Annotated in this window: 16 protein-coding genes; 5 read left to right on the forward strand and 11 right to left on the reverse strand. The window is 72.0% G+C overall.

Annotated elements, in window-relative coordinates; genetic code table 11:
* Nucleotides 1-68 precede the first annotated feature (68 nt).
* Nucleotides 69-1,073, forward strand: a complete 1,005-nt coding sequence (locus ACFXC1_RS26275) for a phosphotransferase (RefSeq protein ID WP_381246404.1) — start codon at nt 69-71, stop codon at nt 1,071-1,073.
* Nucleotides 1,074-1,147: 74 nt separating this feature from the next.
* On the opposite strand, the gene ACFXC1_RS26280 is transcribed toward ACFXC1_RS26275, so the two are convergent.
* On the reverse strand, nt 1,148-2,728 hold the full coding sequence (locus tag ACFXC1_RS26280) for a protein kinase domain-containing protein (protein WP_381246407.1): 1,581 nt from the start codon (nt 2,726-2,728) through the stop codon (nt 1,148-1,150).
* A gap of 321 nt (nt 2,729-3,049) precedes the next feature.
* On the opposite strand from ACFXC1_RS26280, the gene ACFXC1_RS26285 reads away from it, so the two are divergent.
* The gene (locus tag ACFXC1_RS26285; protein WP_381246410.1) at nt 3,050-4,690 is read left to right on the forward strand and encodes a protein kinase domain-containing protein; all 1,641 of its coding nucleotides are present in this window, start codon (nt 3,050-3,052) and stop codon (nt 4,688-4,690) included.
* Nucleotides 4,691-4,753: 63 nt separating this feature from the next.
* Here ACFXC1_RS26285 and ACFXC1_RS26290 read toward each other — a convergent pair whose 3' ends face one another.
* On the reverse strand, nt 4,754-5,293 hold the full coding sequence (locus ACFXC1_RS26290; protein WP_019073519.1) for a bacterial proteasome activator family protein: 540 nt from the start codon (nt 5,291-5,293) through the stop codon (nt 4,754-4,756).
* A 116-nt stretch (nt 5,294-5,409) separates the two neighbouring features.
* On the opposite strand from ACFXC1_RS26290, the gene ACFXC1_RS26295 reads away from it, so the two are divergent.
* Entirely contained in the window at nt 5,410-6,000 is a 591-nt protein-coding gene (locus ACFXC1_RS26295) for a hypothetical protein (protein ID WP_381246414.1), read from the forward strand.
* A gap of 12 nt (nt 6,001-6,012) precedes the next feature.
* Here the strand turns inward: ACFXC1_RS26295 and ACFXC1_RS26300 are convergent, their stop codons facing one another.
* From ACFXC1_RS26300 to pdhA, 7 genes are read right to left on the reverse strand one after another with little or no spacing between them, the layout of a single operon-like run.
* The gene (locus tag ACFXC1_RS26300) at nt 6,013-6,993 is read right to left on the reverse strand and encodes an NAD(P)H-quinone oxidoreductase (RefSeq protein ID WP_381246416.1); all 981 of its coding nucleotides are present in this window, start codon (nt 6,991-6,993) and stop codon (nt 6,013-6,015) included.
* Nucleotides 6,994-7,039: 46 nt separating this feature from the next.
* A complete protein-coding gene (locus tag ACFXC1_RS26305) occupies nt 7,040-8,134 on the reverse strand; it encodes a potassium channel family protein (RefSeq protein WP_381246419.1) in 1,095 nt (364 codons plus the stop codon).
* Nucleotides 8,131-9,516: a molybdopterin molybdotransferase MoeA gene (locus ACFXC1_RS26310; RefSeq protein ID WP_381246422.1), complete on the reverse strand. Its 1,386-nt coding sequence runs from the start codon at nt 9,514-9,516 to the stop codon at nt 8,131-8,133. Before ACFXC1_RS26310 ends, ACFXC1_RS26305 begins: the two co-directional genes overlap by 4 nt.
* Nucleotides 9,513-10,469 (reverse strand): NTP transferase domain-containing protein, encoded by a 957-nt coding sequence (locus tag ACFXC1_RS26315; protein ID WP_381246424.1) that lies wholly within the window; start codon nt 10,467-10,469, stop codon nt 9,513-9,515. The genes ACFXC1_RS26310 and ACFXC1_RS26315 overlap by 4 nt, the downstream gene beginning before the upstream one ends.
* A 54-nt stretch (nt 10,470-10,523) precedes the next feature.
* Complete coding sequence (locus ACFXC1_RS26320) at nt 10,524-11,867, reverse strand: dihydrolipoamide acetyltransferase family protein (protein WP_381246427.1); 1,344 nt, start codon at nt 11,865-11,867, stop codon at nt 10,524-10,526.
* Nucleotides 11,867-12,871, reverse strand: coding sequence for an alpha-ketoacid dehydrogenase subunit beta (locus ACFXC1_RS26325; RefSeq protein WP_381246430.1), 1,005 nt, complete (start codon nt 12,869-12,871; stop codon nt 11,867-11,869). The genes ACFXC1_RS26320 and ACFXC1_RS26325 overlap by 1 nt, the downstream gene beginning before the upstream one ends.
* Entirely contained in the window at nt 12,868-14,004 is a 1,137-nt protein-coding gene (gene pdhA, locus ACFXC1_RS26330; RefSeq protein ID WP_381246432.1) for a pyruvate dehydrogenase (acetyl-transferring) E1 component subunit alpha, read from the reverse strand. Before pdhA ends, ACFXC1_RS26325 begins: the two co-directional genes overlap by 4 nt.
* A 174-nt stretch (nt 14,005-14,178) precedes the next feature.
* On the opposite strand from pdhA, the gene ACFXC1_RS26335 reads away from it, so the two are divergent.
* Entirely contained in the window at nt 14,179-14,679 is a 501-nt protein-coding gene (locus ACFXC1_RS26335) for an Lrp/AsnC family transcriptional regulator (protein WP_381246435.1), read from the forward strand.
* 6 nt (nt 14,680-14,685) lie between these two features.
* Here ACFXC1_RS26335 and ACFXC1_RS26340 read toward each other — a convergent pair whose 3' ends face one another.
* Together ACFXC1_RS26340 and ACFXC1_RS26345 are read right to left on the reverse strand one after the other, a co-directional pair.
* Nucleotides 14,686-15,276, reverse strand: coding sequence for a TetR/AcrR family transcriptional regulator (locus tag ACFXC1_RS26340; RefSeq protein ID WP_359612912.1), 591 nt, complete (start codon nt 15,274-15,276; stop codon nt 14,686-14,688).
* The gene (locus tag ACFXC1_RS26345; protein WP_381246438.1) at nt 15,273-16,787 is read right to left on the reverse strand and encodes a 3-hydroxyacyl-CoA dehydrogenase; all 1,515 of its coding nucleotides are present in this window, start codon (nt 16,785-16,787) and stop codon (nt 15,273-15,275) included. The genes ACFXC1_RS26340 and ACFXC1_RS26345 overlap by 4 nt, the downstream gene beginning before the upstream one ends.
* Before the next feature lie 172 nt (nt 16,788-16,959).
* Between ACFXC1_RS26345 and paaN the strand changes: the two genes are divergently transcribed.
* Complete coding sequence (gene paaN, locus ACFXC1_RS26350; RefSeq protein ID WP_381246441.1) at nt 16,960-18,651, forward strand: phenylacetic acid degradation protein PaaN; 1,692 nt, start codon at nt 16,960-16,962, stop codon at nt 18,649-18,651.
* The last annotated feature ends 40 nt before the right edge of the window (nt 18,652-18,691 follow it).

The raw sequence follows: 18,691 nt of genomic DNA on the forward strand, positions 1-18,691 counted from the left end.
CCGCAGCTCAGGGGCCCGCTCCGTGCCCTAGCATCGGCCGCGTGCCGCGCTTACGTGTACCACCCCCTATGCCCCACGCGCCCCCGCTGGGCGCCCTCCTGAGCCAGTACGCCGCCGGGTCCGCCGTCGCCTGCGAACCCGTCGAACAGGGCCTCCTGAACCGCGGCTACCGGCTCCGCACCACCCGGGGCCGCTACTTCCTCAAGCACCACTTCGACCCCGAGACCGCGGACCCGGCGGCGATCGCCCGCCAGCACGCCGCGACCCGGCGCCTCGCCGACCTCGGCGTCCCCGTCGCCCCGCCGGTCCCGGACCGCGACGGCCGTACGGTCGCCGTCGTGGGCGGTCACGCCTACGCCCTGCACCCCTGGATCGACGGCCGCCACCGCCACGGCGGCCAGCTGACCACCGTCCAGTGCGGACGCCTCGGCGCGCTCCTGGGGGTCGTCCACGCGAGCCTGGAACGGGTGATGCCGGGACAGCGCGCGCAGTGCCTGCCGGGGGCCGACCCCGCCGACACCTTCGCCCTCATCGACGACCTGCTCGGGCACGTCCGCAGGCACCGGCCCGCCGACGACTTCGACGAACTGGCCCGGCGCCGGCTGCTGGAGCGGCGGGAGCTGCTGGAGCGGCACGCGGACCGACGGCCACCGAGCGGGGCTTCCGTGGGGTGGGTGCACGGGGACTTCCACCCGTTCAACCTGCTCTACAAGGGCGACGCCCCCGCCGCGATCGTCGACTGGGACCGGCTCGGCGTACAGCCCCGCGCCGAGGAGGCCGTACGCGCCGCCGCGATCTTCTTCGTACGGCCCGACGGGGCGCTCGACCTGCCGAAGGTGCGGGCGTACGCGCTCGCGTACCGGCGGGCCGCGCGGGCCACGCCCTCCGAACTCGCCGCCGCCGTGCACCGGGTGTGGTGGGAGCGGCTCAACGACTTCTGGATGCTGCGCTGGCACTACGAACGCGGCGACACCCGCGCGGACCCCCAGTTCCCGGCCGCCTCGGCGCTCGCCGTGTGGTGGACCCGGGAGTACGACGCGGTGTGCGAGGCCTTCACGGAGTGCGCCCCCTAGAGGACGGCGGAAACGGCACGCGCGCGTGGACCCCTGTTACGGGGCGCACGCGCGCGTGTCGGGGTGCGTGGAGGTCAGCCGCCGCCCAGGGTTCCGGCGACGGTGCCGGTACCGCCGTCGGCACCGGGGTCGCCCGAGTCCGTCGGATCCGGAGAGGTGCTCGCAGTCGGAGTGTCCGACGGCTTCGTGGCGGACGGGGTCGGGGTGTTCGACGGCTTCTCGGAGGCCGTCTCGGACTGGGTGTACGAGGGCGTGGGCGACGGCGTGTACCCCGAACCGGAATTCGAACCGCTGTCGTCCGTCTGCGTGTCCGACGGCGTGGCCGACGCCTCGTCGCTCGGCGTCTCGGAGGACTGGTCGTCGGTCGCGGACTGCGAGGTCGTCGGCGACTGCGAGGTGCCCGAACCGCCGGTACCGTTGCCGGTGTTGTTCATGGCCAGCGCCACACCCGCCGCGATGGCGATCACCGCGAGCACGGCGAGGATCCACAGCTTGCCCCGGCCGCTGCCGTGGTTGCCGTGCCCCTCGAAGCCGCCGTCGTCGCCGTTGCCGTAGCCGCCCGGCAGGATCGGCTGCGGGATCTGTGTGGTGCCGGAGGCGTCCTGCGGCATCATCGCCGTGCCGCCGAAGCCGCCCGGCGGGGTCCCCTGGCCGTTCGCCACGGTCACCGGGCCGGTGTTCCAGGTTCCGGTGTGGCCGCCCTGGTCGTAGAGCATCTGGAGGCCGTACTGGACCAGCCCGCGCATCTCCTCGGCCGTCTGGAAACGGTCGTCCGGGTCCTTGGCGAGGGAGCGCATGACGAGGCCGTCGAGCTCCGGCGGGCAGACGCCGTTCGAGGTCTGAGACGGCGGGACCGGGATGTCCTGGACGTGCTGGTAGACCACCGACAGCGGGGTCTCACCGGTGAACGGGGGCCGCAGCGCGAGGAGTTCGTAGAGGAGGCAGCCCGTCGCGTACAGGTCGGAGCGGTGGTCGACGGCCTTGCCGAGCGCCTGCTCCGGGGAGAGGTACTGGGGCGTGCCCATGACCATGCCGGTCTGCGTCATCGTCGTGGACGCCCCGTGCAGGGCGCGCGCGATGCCGAAGTCCATGACCTTGACGGCGCCGTTGTGCGTGATGATCACGTTCGCGGGCTTGATGTCGCGGTGCACGATGCCGTGCTGGTGCGAGTAGGCGAGCGCCTCCAGGACACCGGAGACGATGATCAGGGCCTGCTCGGGCCCGGGCGCCTCGGCGTTCAGGAGCAGGTCGCGGATCGTGCGCCCCTCGACGATCTCCATGACGATGTAGGGCACGGACTGGCCGCCGCCCGTGCCGTAGCCGCCCGTGGACACCGTGTCCTCGCCGGAGTCGTACACGGCGACGATCGCGTGGTGGTTGAGCCCGGCCACCGACTGGGCCTCACGCGTGAAGCGGGCCTTGGAGGTCGGGTCCTCGGCCAGGTCGGAGCGGAGCAGCTTGACCGCGACCGTGCGCCCGAGCCGGACGTCCTCGGCCGCGAAAACCTCGGCCATACCGCCCCGGCCCAGTCTGTGGGTGAGCCGGTAGCGGCCGTCGCCGACCAGTCCGCCGTTGCCCCACAGTTCCGGTGCGTCCGACATTCCGCCGCCAGCCGCCTCGGGGTCGGACGGGCCCTGAGCGTGCTGCTGTGCCATCAGTCCTCGCCGTCGTTTCTGCCCGCGGTGCGCGCGGTGTTGTCACGGTCTCCGTCGGCCACGCTACAGGCTCGGCGCAAGCCGCCGTTCCGGGATCAGTGCCGGAATCGTCCTGAGACGGACCGGCCATCAAATCGGTATCACGTGCCGTCGTGCAAATTCTGTGTACCGCCGGTACAGCACCTGTAACGCTTCCACGACTCTTCTTTCGCGTACGGTCACGGAACGGGCACCGCGCTTGACGTGTCAGTGCCCTCCGGCAGACTTGGCCGGGAATGGCACATTCGATCACCGAGCCGGCGCCGATGGGGGACACGGAACATGAGCCAGGACGGCCCACGCGGCCGGTATACGGGGCGCGCGCTGGCGGGTGGCCGGTACCAGCTGCGCGACCTGCTCGGCGAGGGCGGCATGGCCTCGGTGCACCTCGCCTACGACTCGGTGCTCGACCGCCAGGTCGCGATCAAGACCCTCCACACCGAGCTCGGCCGTGAACAGGCCTTCCGCGAGCGCTTCCGCCGCGAGGCCCAGGCCGTGGCCAAGCTCACGCACACCAACATCGTCTCCGTCTTCGACACCGGCGAGGACGCGCTCGACGGCTCGACGATGCCGTACATCGTCATGGAGTACGTCGAGGGCCGCCCCCTGGGCTCTGTACTCGACGAGGACGTACGGCAGTTCGGCGCGATGCCCGCCGACAAGGCGCTGAAGATCACCGCGGACGTGCTGGCGGCGCTGGACATCAGCCACGAGATGGGCCTGGTCCACCGGGACATCAAGCCGGGCAACGTGATGATGACCAAGCGCGGCGTCGTGAAGGTCATGGACTTCGGCATCGCCCGCGCCATGCAGTCCGGGGTCACCTCGATGACACAGACCGGCATGGTCGTCGGCACCCCGCAGTACCTCTCCCCGGAGCAGGCGCTCGGCCGCGGTGTGGACGCGCGCAGCGACCTGTACTCGGTCGGCATCATGCTGTTCCAACTGGTCACCGGGCGGCTCCCGTTCGACGCGGACTCGCCGCTGGCCATCGCGTACGCGCATGTGCAGGAGGAGCCGGTCGCGCCCTCCTCGATCAACCGTTCGCTGCCGCCGGCCGTGGACGCGCTGGTCGCCCGCGCGCTGAAGAAGAACCCGAACGAGCGCTTCCCGAACGCCGAGTCCATGCGCGAGGAGTGTCTGCGCGTGGCGTCCTCGCTGCACGCGGCGCCCCCGAGCATCGTGCCGGGCGCGCCCGCGCAGAGCGGCTCCGGCGTCGGCTCCGCGGTGTTCCCGCCGGTCGACCAGGCGGCCCCGGCGCCCACCGGCCCGGTACAGACGCCGTACCACCCGGGCCCGTACCACCACGGCACTCCGGCGCCCACGCCGCCCTCGCCCGCCTACGGCTATCCGCAGCAGCCGGGCTACCAGACGCCGGCCTCGGTCGGGTTCGGGCAGCAGGGCCTCTCGACCCCGCCGCCGTACAACCTGAACCCGCAGCACCCGACGCCGACCCCCGGGGCAGGCGGCGGCCGGAGCAACAAACCGGTGGTCATCGGCGCGATCATCGTCGCCCTCATCGCGATCGGCTCGCTGATCGCGGCCCTGGCGAACGCGGGCAACAACTCGGACGACCTGGGCGGCAGCGGCGGCGGCTCCAGTGCGAGCAGTTCGGTGACGGCGGTGGAGGGCCACCGCGACGGCGACACCTCGAAGACGATCGAGACGACCGCGTGCACGGAGCCGGAGGAGTCGTACAACGACTCCACCAAGATCCGGGTCCCGGACTTCCAGTTCAAGTACATCGACTCGGTCAAGTCCTGCCTCCAGGCCGCGGGCTGGAAGGTGAAGATCAAGCACGAGGCCGAGAACACCTACGGCCAGGGCACGGTCATGGAGCAGTTCCCGGCGGCCGACACGGACGTGGACCCCAGGGACATGCCCGAGATCCAGCTGGGCGTCTCCACGGGCAACCCGTCCTGACCCCGTGACACGGAAGGGCCCGGCAGCGGTCGCTGCCGGGCCCTTTGAACATGTGGGGGGTGTCTACAGGTACGGGCCGCCCACCCGGCCCCCGCCCGGCTGGCCCTCCTCGCCGCCGTCACCGACACCCGGCGGCAGCGCCCGGCGCATCTGCTCCAGCTGCGCCCGCGCGGCCATCTGCTGGGCGAACAGCGTGGTCTGGATCCCGTGGAAGAGTCCCTCCAGCCAGCCCACCAACTGAGCCTGCGCGATACGGAGTTCCGCGTCGCTCGGGATCGCCGTGTCCGTGAAGGGCAGCGAGAGCCGCTCCAGCTCCTCGACCAGCTCCGGCGCCAGACCGTCCTCCAGCTCCTTCACCGAGCTGGCGTGGATCTCCTTGAGCCGCACCCGGCTCGCCTCGTCGAGAGGAGCCGCACGCACCTCCTCCAGGAGCTGCTTGATCATGCTGCCGATCCGCATGACCTTGGCGGGCTGTTCCACCATCTCCGTCACCGGGATCTCGCGGGAGTCCTCGTCCCCGGTGCCACCGAGCGCCATCCCGTCCTGGCCCACGACCAGGATCTGAGGCTTCTCCGGTGACCTTTCGTTCCTCGGCATCTCCATGCCGCCATTCTCTCGCACCCGTACACCTCACCACCGTGGTGCCCCCCTCGTAAGGTGATCCACCGTTTGCCCGAACCCGGAATGCCGGGAAACCCGCCCGATGTGACGCTTGTCCCGTGACTCCATGGCTACGCACCGCGGGACTGCTCCTTGTGCTGGGCACCGGCGCGGTGATCAATCCGTACGGGGGTGTCCTGGCGTACGGCGTGGAAGTGGGCGGCGCCGGGGGTGCACCCGCGTCCGGCGCCCCCCATGCCCCGTCTTCTCCGTCGGCCTCCGCCACCGCTTCCTCCGCCCTGAGGCCCGCTTCCGGTCCCGATCACCACGATCAGGCCCCCGCCCAGGCCCCCGCCGAGCCCTCCCGGGCCGGAAGTCAGGCCGGCGAAGGGCGGGAACGGCCGGGGCGGACGGCTCGGCCGAGCGCGGAGGAGGACGAGAACGGAGCCGACGACGGGGACACCGCCGAGCCGGCGGCCGACGAGGACGGCGCTTCGGCCGTTCCGACGCCCGCCGACTCCGCGTCACCGTCCCAGGAAGCTGCGGTCGTGCCGTCCTCGCCGCCGCTCCAGCCCGTGCACCAGACCGTCGCCCACGCCGAGGACCCCACCGAGCCCGTGCTGCGGATCCTGCCGCTGGGCAGCGGCCTGATCCTCATCGGACTCGGCCTGGGCCTCGCCTTCATCGGTCTCCGGGTGCGCCGGGGCTGAGGAGCGTCCGGCCTACGGCGCGACGAGCAGCACTTTTCCGATGTGGCCGCTGTCCTCGACCACCTGGTGCGCTGCCGCCGCCTCGTTCATCGGCAGCTCCCGGTCGACGACCGGACGGATCTGGCCGGAGGCGATCAGCGGCCACACATGCTCGCGTACGGCGGCGACGATGGCCGCCTTCTCGCCGAGCGGGCGGGCCCGCAGCGAGGTCGCGCTGATCGCGGCCCGCTTGCCGAGGAGGGCGGCGATGTTGAGTTCGGCCTTGATGCCGCCCTGCAGCCCGATGATCGCGAGCCGCCCGTTGACGGCGAGGGCCTGGACATTGCGGTCCAGGTACTTGGCGCCCATGTTGTCGAGGATGACGTCGGCGCCCCCACCTTCCGTGGCCCGCGCGACCTCGGCGACGAAGTCCTGCTCGCGGTAGTTGATGAGGACATCCGCGCCCAGCTCGGCGCAGTAGTCCAGCTTCTCCTTGGTGCCGGCCGTGACGGCGACCCTCGCGCCGACCGCCTTGCCCAGCTGGATCGCCATGGTGCCGATCCCGCTGGAGCCACCGTGCACGAGCAGGGTCTCGGCCGGGCGGAGGTGGGCGACCATGAAGACGTTCGACCAGACCGTGCAGACCACCTCGGGCAGCGCGGCGGCCTGCCTGAGGTCGACGCCCTGCGGCACCGGCAACAGCTGCCCGGCCGGCACGGCGACCTTCTCGGCATAACCGCCGCCCGCGAGCAGCGCGCACACCTCGTCGCCGACCGACCATCCGGAGACCCCGGGGCCGACCTCGGTGATCCGGCCGGAGCATTCGAGGCCGGGGTAGCGGGACGCGCCGGGCGGCGGGTCGTAGAAACCCTGGCGCTGCATGATGTCGGCCCGGTTGACGGCCGTGGCCACCACCTCGACCAGGACCTCGCCCTCGCCGGCCACCGGATCGGGGACCTCGTCCCACACCAGCGCCTCGGGCCCACCAGGTTCGGAAATCGTGATCGCATGCATGAGCCCGACGCTACTCCTCGTCACACGATGGAAAGCCGAGGGTCGATCACTCCGGCAGCGGCCGGGTGTCCGGCGCGATCTGCGAGCCCGGTGAGACCCGCACGATGGTGATGAGCCGGTCCGTCAGCTGCAGCGTGCCGATCGACGGGTCGTCGTAGCCGAGCACCCGGTGCCCGCGTACGACGCTCACCACCAGGTCGTCCGTCTCTCGGGGAGTCTTGCCCACCTCGGCCTTTATGACCGGGCGTTCGGTCATGTCGAGCCCGCTGCCCTGCTGGATGAGGTCCTCCATGACCATGCCGGCGGCGGGGCTGAGCACGGACAGGCCGAGCAGCCGGCCGGCCGCACTGGCACTGGTGATGACGGCGTCCGCACCGGACTGCTTGAGCAGCGGCGCGTTCTCCTCCTCGCGCACGGCGGCCACGATCTTCGCGCCGCGGTTGAGCTGCCGGGCCGTGAGGGTCACCAGCACGGCCGTGTCGTCGCGCTGGGTCGCGATGATGATCTGCCGTGCCTTGTGCACCTCGGCGCGCTTCAGGACCTCGCTGCGGGTGGCGTCCCCGACGACCCCGACGTACCCGTCACTGCTCGCGGCCTCGATCGCCTTCGCACTGGGGTCGACCACGACGACCTGTTCCTTCTTCAGCCCCGTCGCGCACACGGTCTGGATCGCCGACCGCCCCTTCGTACCGAAGCCGACGACGACGGTGTGATCCCGCAAGGTGGACCTCCAGCGGTTCAAACGCCATTCCTCCCGCGTGCGTTCGGTGAGGACTTCGAGAGTGGTGCCGACCAGGACGATCAGGAACAGCACGCGCAGGGGCGTGACGACGAGGATGTTGGTGAGCCGGGCGCTGTCGCTGACCGGGGTGATGTCGCCGTAGCCCGTGGTCGAGAGGGTGACCGTGGCGTAGTACAGCGCGTCGAGGAAGTCGACCGAGCCGTCCGAGTTGTCGTTGTAGCCGTCGTGGTCGGCATAGACGATCAGCGCGGTCGCGATCAGCAGGCACAGGGCGATGGACAGCCGTTTGGCGACCTGCTGGAAGGGGTGCTCGACCACTTTCTTCGGGAGTTTCACCCGATGGGTCACAAGATGTTCGTCCGCCTGGCGGGCGATCGCATCATGGCCCGACTGTTTCACGTGAAACACACCCCGATTCCGGCGACCGCCCAGGGCAGATCGATCAGCTCCGTCCGCTGCCCCTGCCGCGCCCCGCCCGGCGGTACGACCGCGAGTGCGTCGGCCGCAGCGATCCCTCGCAGCATCGCCGGGCCGTTGTAGTGCAGCGGGACCGCGGAGTCGCCCCGCAGGACGGCGGGGATGAGCCGGGTGTCGTACGGGTGCCCGTGCACCGCCTCCTGGAGGGGCAGCTCGTACGGCTCCGGGGCGGGGTGTGCCGACAGGGTCCGCAGCAGCGGTTCGGCGAGGGTGAGCAGGCCGGAGATCGCGGCGAGCGGGTTTCCGGGCAGGCCCACGAGGTGCTGGTCGTCCTTGATACGGGCCAGCAGCATGGGGTGGCCGGGGCGCACCTTGACGCCGTCCACGAGGAGTTCGGCGCCGAGCCGGCTCAGGGTGGGGTGGACGTGGTCGACCGGGCCGGAGGCGGTGCCGCCGGTGGTGATGACGAGGTCGGCGGTGCTGGCCGTGATCGCCTTGTGCAGCGCCTTCTCGTCGTCGCGGAGCCGGCGGACCGCGATGACCTCGGCGCCGAGCGCGCGCAGCCAGGACGGCAGCATCGGGCCGAGCGCGTCCCGGATGAGCCCGTCGTGAGGCAGCCCCTCGGTGAGCAACTCGTCGCCAAGGATGAGGACTTCGACCCGGGGGCGGGGTACGGCGGTGAGCGTGTCGTAGCCGGCGGCCGCGGCGAGGCCGAGCACCGCGGGGGTCACCAGGGTGCCGCCGGGCAGGAGGTGGTCGCCGCTGCGGCACTCCTGGCCGCGCGGGCGGATGTCCTGGCCGTGTCCGACATCGCGGGCCGCGTGCAGCCGGCACTTGTCGTCGGTGCGGCCGTGTTCGCTGCGGATGACGGCGGTGGTGTCGGCGGGGACCCGCGCACCGGTCGCGATCCGCACGGCCTCGCCGTCGCTGAGCGGCTCCGACTCCGCGTGCCCGGCGAGCACCCCGTCCTCGCGCACGGCCCAGGGGCCGGGGCCTGCGACCGCCCAGCCGTCCATCGCGGAGGTGTCGAACGAGGGCAGGTCGCTCAGGGCGACGAGGGGCGCGGCCAGGACCAGGCCGAGGGCGGCGTCGAGGGGCACGGAGACGGGGGCGCGGTGGCCGCCGGACCGTGCGGCGCGCGCGGCGACGGCACGGGCCTCGGGCCACGGGGTGGCCTTGTGCTGACGGGTGTCCGGCTCGCGGGGTGCGCCGGGGGCCGGAGACGTGCCCTGGGGTGTCGGCGGGGGCTCGGCGTGTCCGCCGGTGCCGGCTTCGTTCACGAGGGCGAGTACCTCCTCGACGTCGAGGTCCTCGACGTCCTGGGCGTGCTCGCCGGCGTGCGTGTGCGTACCGCGCGCGGTCATCCGGCGGCGTCCGGACCGGGGGCGGGGGCGGACGGAGCTTTCGACGGGGTCTCCGGCTTGGCGTCGGGGGTGTCCTCGTCGGCCCAGCGCAGCGCGAGGGCGGCGGCCTTGCGGGCCGCCTCGGCGACCGCCTCAGGGCCGCCCTTGCCCTGTGCCGCCGCGTAGCCGACCAGGAAGGTGGTCAGCGGGGCGGCGGGCCTGGCCACTCCGTGCGCGGCGTCGCGGGCGAGGTCGAGCAGGATGCCGGTGTCGACGTCCAGGTCGACACCCAGTTCGTCCTTGACTGCGGAAATCCATTCATCCAACACGTGCCCATGCTCCCTGATGCGTGCCCTGGCGATGGCGAGGTCGTCCCAGGTGTCGCAGTCGAAGGACGCGACGGGGTCGGGGACGCGGGTGAGTTCGAGCGCGGCGGTGAGTCGGCGCAGGGGCAGCCCGGTGAGGCCGCCGCCCGCGGCGGAGCCGCTGATAGACGCAGCTGTGGTGAGTGCGGTCAGCTCGCGGCGGAGTGCCTGCGCGCGGTACGCGGCCACGAGGGGCTGGTCGCGTCCGTCGGCGTCGGTGAGCAGCGCGCCTTCGGTGCCGTCGGTCCGCAGGGCGGTCAACAGCCGCCGTACGGTGGCCGGTTCGAGGAACGGCAGGTCGGCGGAGAGGACCAGGACGGTGTCGGCCGTGGTGTGGCGCAGACCGGCGGCGAGCGCGGCGACCGGGCCCGCGCCGGGCGGGTCCTCGCGCGCCCAGCGCACCGGCCGAGGGGTGGGCCGGGGGTCGGCGACCACGACGGTGGTCCGGGCGCCGGCGCAGGCGGTGAGCACCCGGTCGAGGAGGGCCCGGCCGCCCACCCGCAGCCCGGGTTTGTCGGCTCCGCCGAGCCGCCGGGCACCGCCACCGGCGAGCACAACGGCGTCGTACGCGTCGCCGGGTACGGTGTCGGGGGGCTCGTACGCGGTCACCCCCCGAGTATGCGTGCCGCCCTGATCACAGGGAACTTGTGCGGGCTTCCGTGATCACAGGTTGCGCAGCAGCACCGCCGGCTGTTCCACACAGTCCGCCACATACCGCAGGAAACCGCCCGCCGTACCGCCGTCACAGACCCGGTGGTCGAAGGTGAGCGAGAGTTGCACGACCTGGCGCACCGCCAACTCGCCCTCGTGCACCCACGGTTTGGGGACGATCCGGCCGACCCCGAGCATCGCCGCCTCGGGGTGGTTGATGATCGGTGTGGAACCGTCGACGCCGAACACCCCGTAGTTGTTCAGCGTGAAGGTTCCGCCGGTGAGGTCCCCGGGGGTCAGCGTCCCGGCCCGGGCCGCCTCGGTGAGCCGGGCGAACTCCGCGCTCAGCGCCTCCGCGTTCCGTGCGCCCGCGTCCCGCACGACGGGTACGACGAGTCCGCGCTCGGTCTGCGCGGCGAAGCCGAGGTGCACCCGGTCGAACCGGACCACCTCCCTCGCCTCCATGTCCACGCTGGAGTTGAGCTCGGGGAACCGGGCCAGCGCGGCCGTGCAGATCCGGGCGAGGAGGGCCAGTACGGAGATCTTGGGCCCGGCGGCGGAGTTCATGGCCGCGCGGGTACGCATCAGCTCGGTCGCGTCGGCGTCCACCCAGCAGGTCGCGTCGGGGATCTCGCGGCGACTGCGGGAGAGCTTGTCGGCCACGGCTCCCCGTATGCCGCGGAGGGGGGTGCGGGTGACTCCGTCGGCAGTGGTCGTTGCCGCGGCCGGCGCGGTGGGAGGCGTCGCCGGTGGGAGGAGTGCCGCTTCCTGCGCGGTCGCCTCCTGGGCCGCCGCCGCGCGGAGCGCCTTCTCGACGTCCGCCCGCAGGATCAGGCCGTCCCGTCCGGAGCCCGTCAACTCCCGCAGTTCCAGGCCGTTCTCACGCGCGAGCCGTCGTACGAGGGGCGAGATCACGGGGACGGGGCCGTCGCTGCGGCTGCCGGTCCCGGCGGCGGGGGCCGGGGCTGGGTCTGGGGCGTCCGCCATCGAGGTCACGACGTCCGCCGCCATGCGCCGGACCCTGCGCCGCCGCGCGGGAGGCGCCCCCGTGCCGTAGCCCACCAGCACGTTCCCCGAGCCCTCGGTCTCCGCTTCGGTGTCGGTGGCCGGTGCGCCCACCGCGACCGTCAACAGCGGGGCGCCGACGGGCAGTTCGGTGCCCTCCTCGCCGTAGCGGGCCGTGACGACGCCGCCGTAGGGGCAGGGGACCTCGACCATCGCCTTGGCCGTCTCGACCTCGACGACCGGCTGGTCGATGGCGACGACATCGCCGACCTGGACCAGCCAGCGCACGATCTCCGCCTCGGTGAGGCCCTCGCCGAGGTCGGGGAGCCTGAACTCCAGTACCTGTGCCATCAGTTGTCGGCCTCCCATTGCAGCCGTCCCACGGCGTCCAGGATCCGGTCGACGCCGGGCAGGTGGTGCCGCTCCAGCATCGGCGGCGGATACGGGATGTCGAACCCGGCGACGCGCAGCACCGGTGCCTCCAGGTGGTGGAAGCAGCGCTCCGTGACACGAGCCGCGATCTCGCCGCCCGGGCCGCCGTAGCCGCCCGACTCGTGCACGACGAGTGCGCGGCCGGTCCGCCGTACCGACGCGCACACCGTCTCGTCGTCGAAGGGCACCAGGGAGCGCAGGTCGACGACTTCGAGGTCCCAGCCCTCGGCCCGGGCCGCCTCGGCGGCTTCGAGGCAGACGGGGAGGGAGGGGCCGTAGGTGAGGAGTGTCGCGCTGCTGCCCGGGCGGCGGACCACGGCGCGGCCTATCGGTTCAACGGGTGAGGGCTCGTCGGGGTTCCAGGTGTCCTTCGACCAGTACAGGCGCTTGGGCTCCAGGAAGACGACCGGGTCGTCGGAGGCGATCGCGGCGCGCAGCAGGCCGTAGGCGTCGGCGACGGTCGCGGGGGTGACGACGTGCAGGCCCGGGGTCGCCATGTAGTAGGCCTCGGAGGAGTCGCTGTGGTGCTCGACGCCGCCGATGCCGCCGCCGTAGGGGACCCGGATGGTGATCGGGAGAGGCATCGCCCCACGCGTGCGGTTGCGCATGCGGGAGACATGGCTGATCAGTTGCTCGAAGGCCGGGTAGGCGAACGCGTCGAACTGCATCTCGACGACCGGGCGCAGGCCGTACATCGCCATGCCGACGGCCGTGCCGAGGATTCCGGCCTCGGCGAGGGGGGTGTCGGTGCAGCGGTCCTCGCCGAACTCCTTCGCCAGGCCGTCGGTGACGCGGAAGACTCCGCCGAGGGTGCCGACGTCCTCGCCCATGACGTGCACGGTGGGGTCGGCGGCCATGGCGTCGCGGAGCGCGCGCGTGAGGGCCTGCGCCATGGTGGCGGGTTTGAGGGCGACGGTGGTCATGAGTGCGTCCCCTCCCGCTCGGCCGCGAGCTCGGCCGCCAACTGTTCGCGCTGTTCGCGCAGTTGAGGGGTGGGTTCGGCGTACACGTCGGCGAACAGGTCCATGGGGTCGAGGACCGGGTCCTGGTTCATGTGGGCGCGCAGCTCGGCCGCCATGGCGTCGGCGGCGTCGCGGGCGGCCCGGATGCCGGCCTCGTCGATGAGCCCGCGCTCGGTCAGCTCGTGCTCCAGGAGGGCGATCGGGTCGTGCGCCCGCCAGGCCTCGACCTCGGAGTCGCCGCGGTAGCGGGTCGCGTCGTCGGCGTTGGTGTGGGCCTCGATGCGGTAGGTGATCGCCTCGACGAGCGTGGGACCGCCGCCCTCGCGCGCGTGCCGTACGGCGTCGGCGAGGACCTCGTGCACGGCGACCGCGTCGTTGCCGTCGACCAGGCGGCCGGGCATGCCGTAGCCGACGGCCTTGTGGGCCAGCGACGGGGCCGCGGTCTGCTTGGCGAGCGGGACGGAGATCGCGAAGCCGTTGTTCTGGACCAGGAAGACGACCGGGGCCTGCCAGACGGCGGCGAAGTTCAGCGCCTCGTGGAAGTCGCCCTCGCTGGTGCCGCCGTCGCCGACCATGGCGAGCGCGACCACGTCGTCACCCTTGAGACGGGCCGCGTGGGCGAGACCGACGGCGTGCGGGAGTTGGGTGGCGAGGGGGGTGCACAGGGGGGCGATGCGGTGCTCGCGCGGGTCGTAGCCGGTGTGCCAGTCGCCGCGCAGCAGGGTGAGGGCCTGCACGGGGTCCAGGCCGCGGGCGACGGCGGCGAGCGTGTCGCGGTAGCTGGGGAAGAGCCAGTCCTGCTCCTGGAGGACCAGCGCGGCGGCGACCTCGCAGGCCTCCTGGCCGGTGGTGGAGGGATACACGGCGAGTCGGCCCTGCTTGGTGAGGGCGGTGGCCTGCGCGTTGTACCGGCGGCCGGACACCAGCTGGGCGTACAGGCGGCGCAGCAGCCCCGGGTCGGCCTGTGCGGCGGCCTCGGTGCCGAGGACGCGGTAGGGCGCGGCGTCGGGCAGCAGCGGCGCGGGGTCCGTGCGCGGCTGCCAGGCGGGCGGCGGTGTGGGCCGGTACGCGCCCCGCTGCTCCATGACCGTCATGACGGCACCTCCTCATGGGAGTGGCTCGGAGAGACGCCTCGGACGTGCGGCGCCTCCCTACCGATTGTTCGGTCGTCGGCACATTTTGGCTACACGCGGCTCCAGGCTGTGGACAAACGGTTCTCCACAACCTGGAATGAACGCAGTACGTCCATGGTAGGGAGGCGGGGGGACATGGCACCTGAACAAATGGCCGACGGCCCGGAGGCGGGACGTGAGCTGCCGCCCCCGCGTCCGCTCGACGCCATCGATCAGGACATCCTCCAGATGCTCCAGGCGGACGGCCGCGCGTCGATAAGGTCCGTCGCCGAGCGGGTGCACGTGTCGCGCGCCAACGCCTACGCGCGGATCAACCGGCTCATCGAGGACGGCGTCATCCGCGGCTTCGGTGCCCGGGTCGACCATGAACGCGCGGGTCAGGGCACGTCGGCGTACATCACCCTGAAGATCGTGCAGAACTCCTGGCGCACGGTCCGCGAGCAGCTGAGGCTGCTGCCGGGCGCATCGCACATCGCGCTGGTGGGCGGCGACTTCGACGTCCTGCTGCTGGTGCACACCCCGGACAACCGGGCGCTGCGCGAGCTGGTGCTCACCCGACTCCAGGCCATCCCCGAGGTGCTGAGTTCACGCACCCTGCTGGTGTTCGAGGAGGAGGACCTGGAGCCCCAGAGCTGACCGGGCTCAGTGCGGGGCGCGCAGTCCGGCGAACACCAACTGGGCCACCGCGTCGGCCACTTCGCGCTCGCCCATGCCCCGTCCGTCGGGCCGGTACCACTCCACGATGGAGTTGATCATCCCGAAGACGAGCCGGGTCGCCAGCCGCACCTCCACGTCGCCGCGGAGATCGCCGTCGGCCGCCGCGGCCTTCAGCAGGTCGGCCACCCGGTGGTCGAAGTCCCGGCGCCGCTCCAGCGCCCACCGCTCGGTGTCGGTGTTGCCGCGCACCCGCAGCAGCAGCGTCACGTACGGCAGCTCCGAGGTCAGCACCTCGACCATCCGCCGCACGACGTACTCCAGCCGCTCGACGGCACGCCCCACGCGCGCGTGCTCCTCGTCGAGGATCCCGAAGAGACCGTCCAGGGCACGGCTCACCGCGCGGCGCAGCAGCTCCTCCTTGCCGGTCACGTGGTGGTAGATCGACGACTTGGAGATGCCGGCCGCTTTGGCGAGGTGCTCCATTGAGGTGCCGTCGTAGCCGCGCTCGATGAAGACCTGGACGGCGACGGAGAGCAGGCTCTCAGGGGTGTACGTGTCGCGCTTGGCGGTGGTCATGGGGTGCCCTCCCGCTTCTCGGTGGCGTACGCGTGGCGGTAGAGCGCCAGGGACGGCGCGTACCGTCCCGACGGATCACGCAGGTGCAGGTCGTCCAGGAGGTCGTAGGCCCAGCTGCGGCCGAGCCTGCGGCTCCATTCGAACGGACCCAGGGGGTAGTTGACACCAAGGCGCATCGCGGTGTCGACGTCCTCCTCGGTGGCGACGCCCTTGGCGACGGCGTCGTGCGCCAGGTCGACGATCCGGGCGACCGTGCGGGCGACGATCATCCCGGGGGCGTCCCCGATGACGCTGACGTCCTTGCCGAGCGCCTGGAAGAGGCCGATCGCCTCGGAGAGGGTCCCTGAGGCGGTGTCCTGGGAGGCGGACAGGGCGATGCGGCCGGCCCTGCGGTAGTCGAGGGCGAGGTCGAAGTAGACGACGTCACGGAACTCCACGGAGGTCTGTCCGTCGGCGAGCGCCAGCTGTCCGCCGCCGGGCAGCACCATGCGGGTGCCGTGGTCCTCTTCCTCCTCGCGGACGACGATGCCCGCCTCGCGGATCAGCGCGACCAGGTCGGCGGCGGGGCCCATGTCGCCCTCGACGACGACGTAGGCGGGCGCCTGGGACGGTTCCGCGGTGTGCGGCTCGGGCAGCTCGGCGTCGTCCCCGTAGTGGTACCAGCCCTGCCCGGTCTTGCGGCCGAGGCGGCCGGACTCGACCAGGCGGCGCTGGGCGAGCGAGGGCGTGAAGCGGACGTCCTGGAAGAAGGACTGCCACACGGAGTGCGTGACGGACTCGTTGACGTCCTGGCCGATGAGGTCGGTCAGTTCGAAGGCGCCCATTTTGAAGCCGCCGGACTCGCGCAGGATCGCGTCGATGGTGGCCGGGTCGGCGGCCTGTGCCTCGTAGGCCGCGAAGGCCTCGGCGTAGAAGGGCCGGGCGATGCGGTTGACGATGAAGCCGGGGGTGTCCGCGCAGGCGACGGGGGTCTTGCCCCAGGCGCGGGACATCTCGTACGCGCGCGTGGCCGACGTGACGTCGGTGGCGAACCCGGAGACGACCTCGACGAGCGGCAGCAGCGGGGCCGGGTTGAAGAAGTGCAGGCCCACGAAGCGGCCGGGGTTGCGCAGGGCCGCACCGATGGCCGTCACCGAGAGGGACGAGGTGTTGGTGGCGAGCAGACAGTCCTCGCCGACGATGTCCTCCAGGTCGCGCATCAGCTGCTGTTTGACGTCCAGCCGCTCCAGCACGGCCTCGACGACCAGGGTGCAGTCCGCGAGCTCGGCGAGGGTCTCGGCGGGCAGCAGACGGGCGTGTGCGGCGTCCCGGTCGGCGGCGGTGAACCGGTCCTTCTCGACGAGGCGGTCGAGCCGGGCGTGGATCGCTTCGGTCGCGTCCCGGGCCCGCCCCGGAACGGAGTCGTACAGCCGTACGACGTGACCCGCGGTCAGCGCGACCTGGGCGATGCCCTGGCCCATGGTGCCGGTGCCGACGACGGCCACGGGGCTGCTGAGGTCCAGTGCTGTCATGTCCGCGATCCTCCCGCACAGGGTTTTCCACAGATGCGGCGGACCCCCTTGTCCCGACCGATCGTTCGGTTACTCTAACTCTGACCGCCCGTTTCCGCCCCTGATCCTTCCCCTGTTCCTGCCCAGGTCATGAGCTCGCAGACGAGTTCTTGAGAAGAGGAGTTGGTCCCGCATGGCCGCCGAACCGACCGCGCAAGAGCTGATCGCCCGGCACCGGCCGACACTCGACCAGGCGCTCGAAGCGATCCGCACGCGCGCGTACTGGTCCCCCCACCCCGAGCACCCCAAGGCCTACGGCGAGCACGGCAGCCTGGACGCGGCGGCGGGCAAGGTCGCCTTCGACGCCCTCCTGGGCACCCGCCTCGACCTCGGCCAGCCCGGCACCGACGACTGGGTGGGCGGCGAAGTGTCGCCGTACGGCATCGAGTTGGGCGTGACCTACCCGCACGCCGACCTCGACGTCCTGCTGCCGGCCATGCGCGCCGGACAGCGGGCCTGGCGGGACGCGGGCGCGGAGACGCGTGCCGTGGTCTCCATCGAGATCCTCAAGCGGATCAGCGACCGGACGCACGAGTTCGCCCACGCGGTCATGCACACCAGCGGCCAGGCCTTCATGATGGCGTTCCAGGCGGGCGGCCCGCACGCCCAGGACCGCGGTCTGGAGGCAGTGGCGTACGCGTACGCCGAGCAGGTCCGCACGCCCGCCGTCGCGGAGTGGACCAAGCCCCAGGGCAAGCGCGACCCGCTCGTCATGAACAAGGAGTTCACACCGGTCCCGCGCGGCACCGCCCTGGTCATCGGCTGCAACACCTTCCCGACGTGGAACGGCTATCCGGGCCTGTTCGCTTCCCTCGCCACCGGCAACACGGTCCTGGTGAAGCCCCACCCGCGCGCGGTACTGCCGCTCGCGCTCACCGTGCAGATCGCCCGCGAGGTGCTCACCGAAGCCGGCTTCGACCCGAACCTGGTGGCCCTCGCCGCCGAGCGCCCCGGCGAGGGCATCGCGAAGACGCTCGCCACCCGCCCCGAGATCCGGATCATCGACTACACGGGCTCGACCGGTTTCGGCGACTGGCTGGAGGCCAACGCCCGCCAGGCGCAGGTCTACACGGAGAAGGCCGGCGTCAACACGGTCGTCGTCGAGTCGACCGACGACTACAAGGGCATGCTGTCCAACCTCGCCTTCTCGCTGTCCCTGTACAGCGGCCAGATGTGCACCACCCCGCAGAACCTGCTGATCCCCCGCGACGGCATCACCACCGACCAGGGCCCCAAGTCCTACGACGAGGTCGTCGCCGACCTCGCCCGCTCCGTGGACGGCCTCCTGGGCGACGACGCCCGCGCGAACGGTCTCCTCGGCGCGATCGTCAACCCGGACGTGAAGGCCCGCCTGGAGGCGGCTGCCGGGCTGGGTGAAGTCGCCCTCGCCTCACGGGAGATCACCAACCCGGAGTTCCCGGACGCGGTCGTGCGGACACCGGTGATCGTGAAGCTGGACGGGGCCAAGCCCGACGACGAGGCCGCCTACATGAGCGAGTGCTTCGGGCCCGTCTCCTTCGCCGTCGCGGTCGACTCGGCGTCCGACGCGGTCGAGCTGCTGCGGCGGACGGTGCGGGAGAAGGGGGCGATGACGGTTGGGGCGTACACCACGGACGAGGGTGTCGAGAAGGCCGTCGAGGAGGTCTGCCTGGAGGAGGCGGCGCAGTTGTCGCTGAACCTGACGGGTGGGGTGTTCGTCAATCAGACGGCTGCGTTCTCGGACTTCCACGGGTCGGGTGGCAACCCGGCGGCTAACGCTGCGCTGACCGACGGCGCATTCGTGGCCAACCGGTTCCGTGTCGTCGAAGTACGTCGGGACGGCTAAGAGCTCGGGGGGTACGGTTTCTGCGCGGCCAAAGGTCCGT

The organism is Streptomyces hokutonensis, assembly GCF_042751305.1.
Classification (GTDB): Bacteria; Actinomycetota; Actinomycetes; order Streptomycetales; family Streptomycetaceae; genus Streptomyces; species Streptomyces hokutonensis_A.